This is a genomic window from Pseudomonas sp. F01002 (assembly GCF_004402115.1).
Taxonomy (GTDB): Bacteria; Pseudomonadota; Gammaproteobacteria; order Pseudomonadales; family Pseudomonadaceae; genus Aquipseudomonas; species Aquipseudomonas frigoris.
The window spans coordinates 53,328-59,327 of sequence record NZ_SOPU01000005.1 but is presented as its reverse complement, the minus strand read 5'-3'; the positions used below and the strand labels follow the sequence as shown (position 1 = coordinate 59,327).

Below are 6,000 nucleotides of genomic sequence, written 5' to 3'. Positions count from 1 at the left end.
CATTCGCTCGGACAAGGGCCTGCGCTGGCCGGACATTCAGTTCCACTTTCTGCCCGCGGCCATGCGTTATGACGGCAACAAACCGATCAAGGGCCACGGCTTCATGGTGCTTACCGGGCCGAATAAACCCAAGAGCCGCGGCTATGTTCGGGTGCGTTCCGCTGACCCTTACGAACATCCGGAGATTCAATTCAACTACCTGCAACGCGAAGAAGACCGCGAAGGCTTCCGCCGCTGCATCCGCCTGACCCGCGAAATCATCGGCCAGCCGGCGATGGACCGCTTCCGCGACGGCGAGATCGCCCCCGGGCCACAGGTGAACACCGACGAAGAGATCGACGCCTTCGTGCGTGAAAACCTCGAAAGCACCTACCATCCCTGCGGCTCGTGCCGCATGGGCGAGGACGAGATGGCCGTGGTTGATTCCGAGTTGCGTGTGCGGGGCATCGCGGGTTTGCGGGTGATCGACTCATCGGTGTTCCCGACCGAGCCAAACGGCAACCTCAACGCACCGACCATCATGCTGGCCGAACGGGCTTCCGATCTGGTTCGTGGGCGCACCATGCTGCCGGCGTCCGATGCGCCCGTCGGGCTTGTGCAGGATTGGGAAACCAGCCAGCGATCATCGTTGCCGGGACGCAATGTCAGGGTTTGAACCCGACTCTGTGGGAGCAAGCTCGCTCCCACAGGTTTTGCGCCTTAACTGACCCGTATTAGCCCTCAAGGCGCCCGTTTTTTTCTTCGCAGCACGTACAGGCGCTAGCTCATTTCAACACCAGCAAGCTATAAACTCCGCCCTCGCTTTCGATTCCATGGGTGTCATGGGTGAAACCCGGGAAGGATTTGTCGAAGGCTTCCAGCGCCTTGAGATACGCCAGCAAAGGCCCGTCCGCAGGCCCGGCGTTTTCACCCGGCATCAGCAATGGAATGCCCGGTGGATACGGCACGATCCCGGTCGCGGCGATACGTCCGGCGGCTTCTTCGAGTGTCACCCGTTCGATGTCGTTTCTGACCAGTTTTTCGTAGGCCTCCACCGGGCTGAATTCGGCTTTCGGCAGTGTGCCGAACGCCTGGGCCATGTTGGCGGTGGTTTTGTGTTTCTTCATGGCAGCGAAGATTTCGTCGGCCAGGTCCTTGAGGCCCATGCCGGCATAACGAGTCTGGTTGGCGGCCAGCATATCCGGCAGGCACAGCTCCAGTTCGACGTTGTCGTCATAGTCGCGTTTGAAGTCGAGCAGGGCATTGAGCAAGGTGCCCCATTTGCCTTTGGTGATGCCGATGGAGAACAGGAACAGGATGGTGAAGTCGGTGGTTTTCTCGACCACGATGCCCTGACGTCCCAGGTAGGCCGTGAGTACACAGGCCGGGATGCCAGAGTCGAGCAGGTTGCCGTCGTCGCCCATGCCGGGGCTGAGCACCGAGACCTTGATCGGGTCGAGCATGCAGTAGCCTTCTTCGATGTCACCGAAGCCGTGCCATACCGCGTTGGGATGCAGTACCCAGCAGTTCGGCTCGGTTTTCAAAAGCACCGGGTCGACTTCATGGAACGGCACGGTGGCCGCGCCAACCTGCACGGTCGGCGGCTGCCAGCAGGTAAAGAACCAGTCATCCTTGCCCAACATTTCGTTGTGCATGCGCGAGACAACCTGGCGAAAACTGATGGCTTCTTCGATCGATTCGGTGGTGAGGATTTGCCCGCTGGGCGCTTCCATCATCGCCGAGCTGACGTCGCAGGAAGCCATGATCGCGTAGTTGGGCGAGGTCGAGGCGTGCATCATGTACGACTCGTTGAAGCGCCCGTGTTCGATCGGGTTGCGGCCGTTACGCACGTGAATCATCGAGGCCTGGGACAGGGCGGCCAGCAACTTGTGGGTCGACTGGGTGGCGAACACAGTCGGCTTCGAGTCGTCGTGATCGTCCGGGCTGCCGTGCATGGCGTGGCGCTCGCGGTACAGCGGGTTAAAACGCGCATAACCGTACCAGGCTTCATCGAAATGTAGACGATCGACGCTTTGCCCCAGCAACTCTTCGACGCGGGTGACGTTGTAAGTCAGGCCGTCGTAGGTGGAGTTGGTGATGATGGCGTGGACGGGTGTCGGGTCGATGCCTTGCTTGACCAGCGGGTTGCTGGCGATAGCGGCTTTCACGCCGTCGCTGCTCAGGGTTTGCGGCAGGATCGGGCCGATGATGCCGTAGCGGTTGCGGGTCGGCACCAGATAAGTCGGAATCGCACCGGACAGGGTCATCGCATGCTCGGCGGACTTGTGGCAGTTGCGGTCGCACAGGGCGATCTGATTGCGGGTGACGCTGGCCATGAGGATGACGCGGTTGGACATCGACGATCCGTTGGTGACGTAGTAGGTGCGGTGGGCCCCGAACACCTTGGCGGCGTAGCGCTCGCCCTGGCCGATGGGGCCGCTGTGATCGAGCAGCGAACCGAGTTCACCGACTGAAATCGACAGGTCGGAACGCAGCAGGTTCTCGCCAAAAAACTCGTAGAAGGCGCGCCCCGCGGTGCTCTTCAAAAACGCTGTGCCGCCGGCATGTCCAGGGGTGTGCCACGAGTACTCATAGGTTCGGGAAAACTTCACCAGCGCTCCGAACATGGGGGGCAGTGCGGCTTGGCGATAACGCTCGATGGCCGCCAGGATGCGCCCGCTGAGGAAGCGGCTGGTGTCCTCGGGCAACCAGATGAAGTCGTCGGCGTGCTGCATGACCACCAGCGGAATGCTCGACGCGGTGCTGCGGTCGCTGATCAGGAAGACCGGCACCCGAGTGTTGCGCTCGCGCAGGCTGACCAGCAGTTGGATACATTCCTCGTGGCCTTCGCTTTTGTCCATTTCCCAGCTGAGCAACACGCATTGAATGGCCGGGTCCGAGCGCAGGATCGACGTGGCGTCGCTCAAGGTTTCCGACGCCAGTACCCGAACGGCGCGCTCCTCCACATCGTTGATCAACTGATGCAGGGCGCGACCAAAGACGGTGCGTTTGTCCGGCGGGCTGCTGACCAACAGTGTGAGCATGCCGAGCGTCTGTCTATATTCCGTCATGATTAAGCCTCTACTCTGACTGCTTGCAAGTTATTGACCGGCACCGGCTCGCCCGTGATGTGCTGAGCGCTGACGGTCTGTGTCGGTACGCTGTTGTTGAGCGCTTCGAGGCGGATCAGGCGGTTGTTGACGAAGCCGAACAGCGTGTATCCGAAGATGGTCGCCACGCCGCCGAGCATCAGTGCCTGCGCGCCCGAGCTGTACAGCGCCAGGTAGCTGTAAGCCGCCGCCACCCACGCAATGATGTTGGTTATCAGCGCCGTGCCCGCCGGAACGTTGGAGACCTTTTGAATGGTCATCAACGCGGCCATGGAGAGGATGTAGGGCACCAGGTTGGTGACCACCGCGAGGTTGACGAGAGTGTCGAACTGCTTGCTCAGGTCAGGGCTGATGGTGAGAAAAGCCAGCGCCGTCTGCACTGCTAGCAGCACCAGCATGCCGACAATGGGTGTTCCGGCCTTGTTGGACTTGGCAAAGATCGACAGGAAGTACCCGGTGTCCGCGGAGCTTTTGTAGACCTGAGCGATGGTGAATTGCCAGCCCAGCAGCGAACCGATGCACGCCAGTACCATCGCGGCCATCACAATGTCGCCGACTATAGGAGTGAACATCTTGGCAAAGACCAGCCCGAACGGTGCAGTGGAGGAGGCTAGTTCCGGGTTATCGACGATACCGGCGATGACGTTGGTGGAGACGATGTAAATCACCGCCGCGCCGAGGGTGCCGCCGAGTACCGCAATCGGTACGTTCCTCTCCGGATTTTCCACGGCATCGGTGTTGGCGCACGCCGACTCCAGGCCGAGGAATGCCCACAAGGTGATCGCCACCGATGCACCTGCGGCTTCGAACCAGCCCATGTTGTGGGGGTTCCAGCCGGCGGCGTAGACACTGCTGTCGAACCAGAACCAGCCAATGGTGGACACCAGCACCACCGGCGCAATCACCCCCCAAACCGTAATCGCACCGATCCGGCCGGTAATCCGCGCGCCGCCGAAGTTGGCGAACGTGGTGATCCACAACAGAGCGATGGTCGCCAGACCCACTTGCAGTGAACCCAGTTCAACATGGAACAGCTCCTGGATATAGCCGACCGCGGTAATACTGATCGCCACGTTGGCAATCAACAGCGAGAGGCCATAGGTGTAGTTCGTGATGTAGTTGCCCGCCTTGCCGAAGGTGTATTCGGCATAGCCTCCCATGCCCCCGGTCTTTCGGCTGAGCATCCCGCAGCGCGCAAAGGCATAGGCCAGCGCCAGGGAGCCAGTGGCCGTGATCAGCCAGGAAAGGATAGAAATACCGCCGACTTCGGCAAGTTTTGTGGGGAGCAGCACAATGCCGGAGCCCAACATATTGACGGCTGTCAACATCGTCAGTTGCCCCACTGTCATTTTCTTTGCGACTGACATTCCGTTGCCTCACTTGATTGCATTGAGAGGGTGTTAGCTATAGCTAAGGATTGAAATCTCGCCAGAAATGTCCGTAAGACACTGAGAAAACAGGCGATAGCGCACTTAAGGCATTTTGCTGGCCCCGAGGACTGAAACTTTTGATCAGAATCAATTAATTTTCAGATAGTTAGGATCGAATGCAAATGCGGAATGTGATGGTTGCGCTGATTTCGTTAGGCCTGGCGAGCGTTGCCGCCTCTGTCCAGGCCAAAGAACTGGCCTCGAATGATCGTTACATTTGCAGCTGGGGCGCAGGTACTGCGGCGAGAGCCCAGGAACTCAAGCTGTCCGGGGTTTCACTGTATGCAGCGCGGCAAAAGTTACATACCTACAAGTTCAGCAAACCGTGGATGCACATGATGGCGATGGGCATTACCGAGCAGACCTATGACAGTAATTCGCGGATGAAGCCCGCAGCCCTGCGCGAGAGCTTTTACGAGGAGTGCGTCCGGTACAAGTTGGCGCGCAAATGAGGAGGGCGGTCCGCCATAATCACCCGGACACGGCTACTGCGCCGTGCCGGGTTGGTTACGTCAGGCATTGGATACTTCAGACCTTCCCTAAAGAGAGAAAACTATCGAGTTCTTCTCAGGTTCTTTGCCTTTAACCTCCTGAGCATACCCATTACCGGCTGTAGGAGAGGCACCCTGTCAAAGATGGAAAGCTCATGCAGGTCCGTCCGCGAGGGCCTTTGATAGCCACAATTCCAGGTAAAGTAGTAAGCCAGAATTTCTTTATTCTTATGAATAAGCGTATTGAGAGCAGCGTCATAATGCATCGGACCTCCGTCAGGATGTCCCGGTGGTCGCTCCAGAACCTGGAATAAAAAATCCCTCAATTTCCCAAAGCATTTCCCGTTTACAGCATAGAAATGGGCCAAATGTATTGGCCGGTCGACTGCTTTCCAAGCGGGCAAGTTTGAATTTTCTTCAAACGGATGCCCAAAATAGACGATGTCCCACTCCATACCTTCCAGAGACTCGATCGCCGCTCTCCCATATTGAGAAATATGTCTGGAAAACTGTATGTCGTCCTCCATGATCAAGATATTTTTCAAATTCAGGCGCATTGCCTCTTCCAGCACCCCCAGATGACTCAAAAAGCAGCCTCTGACCCCGACGCTCGGGAAGCCATTTCCCTCACTGGGCGTAACAGCCTCAAAAAAGCCTATTTTTTCATCATCGATGTGAAAGCCGTTGCGAGTGAATTCTTCTACTGTTTCTAAACGGCGATCCTTTCTTGACGAGATATTGATGATTCTTACTCGATCAAAATATTCGATCACATTCATCTGTCAGGTCCTTAGCTCAGACAATCAGGGCAGTTGGATTGGGGAACCCGCAGATTTCGGAAAAAATCGTACGTAAGCACTACCGACAGGAGGCAATCCCTTACGTCTTCTGGGTTGTGTCCGTTTTCTCTATCGACCCCGGATTGCAGTATAGGCAGCATTTCCGGATGAAGTTTTAGTCTCGTAAATCGGCGTGCAGCACCAGTTCGAG

5 protein-coding genes are annotated in these 6,000 nt (G+C 57.7%); 2 read left to right on the top strand and 3 right to left on the bottom strand.

Translation table 11 applies throughout. The features are described 5' to 3' along the window. Positions 1 to 655: GMC oxidoreductase (locus tag E3W21_RS31620; protein ID WP_256661501.1), on the top strand; the 655-nt coding region annotated here is incomplete at its 5' end. 109 nt (positions 656 to 764) lie between these two features. Here E3W21_RS31620 and E3W21_RS04080 read toward each other — a convergent pair. Further along, positions 765 to 3,050, bottom strand: coding sequence for an Orn/Lys/Arg decarboxylase N-terminal domain-containing protein (locus tag E3W21_RS04080; protein ID WP_134418542.1), 2,286 nt, complete (start codon positions 3,048 to 3,050; stop codon positions 765 to 767). A gap of 2 nt (positions 3,051 to 3,052) precedes the next feature. Continuing rightward, positions 3,053 to 4,456 carry a putrescine-ornithine antiporter gene (gene potE, locus E3W21_RS04075; RefSeq protein WP_134418541.1) on the bottom strand — a complete coding sequence of 468 codons (1,404 nt, stop codon included), beginning with the start codon at positions 4,454 to 4,456 and terminating at the stop codon, positions 3,053 to 3,055. A gap of 185 nt (positions 4,457 to 4,641) precedes the next feature. Here potE and E3W21_RS04070 point away from each other — a divergent pair, with 185 nt between their 5' ends. Continuing rightward, entirely contained in the window at positions 4,642 to 4,971 is a 330-nt protein-coding gene (locus E3W21_RS04070; RefSeq protein ID WP_134418540.1) for a hypothetical protein, read from the top strand. A 101-nt stretch (positions 4,972 to 5,072) separates the two neighbouring features. Here the strand turns inward: E3W21_RS04070 and E3W21_RS04065 are convergent, their stop codons facing one another. Beyond that, entirely contained in the window at positions 5,073 to 5,789 is a 717-nt protein-coding gene (locus tag E3W21_RS04065) for a glycosyltransferase family 25 protein (RefSeq protein WP_134418539.1), read from the bottom strand. Between the last annotated feature and the right edge of the window lie 211 nt (positions 5,790 to 6,000).

Excerpts from the sequence above, each read along its gene's own strand:
- E3W21_RS04080 (WP_134418542.1), bottom strand. The coding sequence starts at position 3,050 with ATGACGGAATATAGACAGACGCTCGGCATGCTCACACTGTTGGTCAGC.
- potE (WP_134418541.1), bottom strand. The coding sequence starts at position 4,456 with ATGTCAGTCGCAAAGAAAATGACAGTGGGGCAACTGACGATGTTGACA.
- E3W21_RS04070 (WP_134418540.1), top strand. The coding sequence starts at position 4,642 with ATGCGGAATGTGATGGTTGCGCTGATTTCGTTAGGCCTGGCGAGCGTT.
- E3W21_RS04065 (WP_134418539.1), bottom strand. The coding sequence starts at position 5,789 with ATGAATGTGATCGAATATTTTGATCGAGTAAGAATCATCAATATCTCG.